At 50.0% G+C, this 2,230-nt stretch carries 2 protein-coding genes; both read left to right on the forward strand.

All coding sequences use genetic code 11. The features are described from left to right. The first annotated feature begins 604 nt into the window (after positions 1-604). On the forward strand, positions 605-1,771 hold the full coding sequence (locus tag QJ48_RS34930; RefSeq protein WP_237763163.1) for an ABC transporter substrate-binding protein: 1,167 nt from the start codon (positions 605-607) through the stop codon (positions 1,769-1,771). 70 nt (positions 1,772-1,841) lie between these two features. Then, the coding region (locus tag QJ48_RS34935) for a carbohydrate ABC transporter permease (RefSeq protein WP_162238620.1) at positions 1,842-2,230 on the forward strand (389 nt) is incomplete at its 3' end.

Consider the following 2,230-nt stretch of genomic DNA (forward strand, 5'->3'; position numbering starts at 1 on the left):
CCCGCCATGGCTACTTTCCTTTAACCCACATTCTTCAAGACGAACGGGAAATCGGACAAAGGGCGGCCGAGCTGTTGTTAGCGCAGTTGGAACACCGGGAAGTCCCGCTGCTGAACCCTGTCGGCTTTAAGCTGAAGGTCAAATCAAACGAGACACGATATGAAAATGAATATTGAATTTATGATATGGTATATTGATATACCATATTTTTTATGGAAAAATATCGGGGAAGATCGATGGTTTGCAACAAAAGTCGGCAAAATGAGCTAATTTTTATTGTTTTTTCATGGAAATCACTGAATTGACACAAATATAAGATGGTGTTAATATAATTAGCGTGTTGATATGTCATAGTTGGTATACCAATATGCTTTTGATTTTGGGCAAAAGGGGGAGAGCGAAGCAGGAAGCAGGCATCGTTTATTATGAAAGCCTTTACAGGTTGTGCAGCCGATTAACAAAATGGGGAGGCAATCCGGTGAAACCTATGAACAAATGCTTAATAGTATCGTTCGCATCGTTGATAGCGCTTTCGACTGTTTTAATCGGATGTTCATCGGGAAGCGGGGATTCCGCAAACGGAACCGACGCCCGAAAAACAAAGGTGACATTTTGGCATGGCAACACGGATACGGAGAAAGAGGCGCTTGAGAAAATCGTCAAAGCGTTCCACGAGCAGAATCCCGATATCCAAGTCGAAATGACTTATATCGCCCGGCAAGGCGAAGGTCAGAACGAGAAGCTTCTGGCCGCCATCGCGGGCGGAAATCCTCCCGATGCGGCTTATTTCGACCGGTTCGAAATCGGTTCATGGGCGGCGCGCGGATCATTGACCGATCTGACCGATAAAGCGAAGGCTGACCAGATCAACGCCTCCGACTACTATGAATTTGCGATGGCCGAAGCGACGTACAAAGGAAAGCTGTACGGACTTCCGAACGATACGGACGCTCGGCTTTTATATTATAACAAGGATCAATTCAAGGAGGTCGGACTGGACCCGGAACATCCTCCGAAGACGATTGCCGAGCTTGAAGCCGCGGCGGAGAAGCTGACCAAGAAGACAGGCAAGCGGTTCGAGCGGATCGGATTTATCCCCTGGTACGATCAGGGCTGGATATACACGTGGGGCTGGGCCTTCGGCGGCGACTTCTATGACAAAACGGCCGACAAGGTAACGGCGGATCACCCGAATGTGGTCAAAGCGCTTGAATGGATGCGCGATTACGCCAAAAAATACAACATTGAGGATGTCGCCGCCTTTACCGATTCGGCAGGCTCGGGAGCGGATAATCCCTTCCTCACCGGCCAACTTAGCATGACCGTCAGCGGCCCGTGGCGAATCGCCGGAATCAAAAAATACAAGCCGGATTTCAATTACGGCGTCACCCCGATTCCTACGCCGACAGGCGACAAGTTTACGAGCTGGTCGGGCGGGTTCAGCTACATCATCCCCAAGGGCGCGAAAAATGTGGATGCCGCCTGGAAATTCATTAAATTCGCGGCAGGGAAGGACGGGCAAAAAATATTCAGCGAGACAACCGGCAATTTGGCGACCATCCAATCGGTCAACGAAGGGATTAAAGATCCGGCGACGAAGAAATTCGCGGAGATTCTTACGCAATCCCATAACCGTCCCGTTATTTCCGCAGGCTCCTTATTGTGGAACGAATTATCCAGAGCGAGAGACAGCGCGATTCATGATAAAGGGACGCCGAAAGACATTTTGCAGGAAGTTTCCCAAAAAGTGAATTCCGAATTACATAAATAGTTATAGAGAGGACACGGTAGGGGAGCCGCTTTCCGGCTTCTCTATCGCTCCCGCCACAGGAGGTTCGGCGATGAAAAGACAAAGTGTGGAAGCCGGCGAAAAGCTGTACGGTTGGTTGTTTGCTTCGCCCTGGCTGATCGGCCTGTTGATCTTTTTCCTTCTCCCGCTGGCTGCTTCCATCTACTTCAGCTTTACCACCTACAGCATTTTGGAGCCGGGGGAGTTCATCGGTCTTAACAATTACCGCGAGCTGATGCAGGACAAGGTATTTTGGGCGGCAGTCTTTAATACCGTGTACTTCGCCGTGTTCTTTGTTCCGCTCAGCATCGTGTCCGGCGTTCTGCTCGCCTTGTTTTTGAACATGAAGGTGAAAGGGATGGCGGTTTACCGGACGATCTATTTTTTGCCGACGCTGGTTCCCCAGGTCGCTTTGGCCGTCTTGTGGATGTGGCTGCTGAA

The organism is Paenibacillus sp. A3 (assembly GCF_001399685.1).
Classification (GTDB): Bacteria; Bacillota; Bacilli; order Paenibacillales; family NBRC-103111; genus Paenibacillus_G.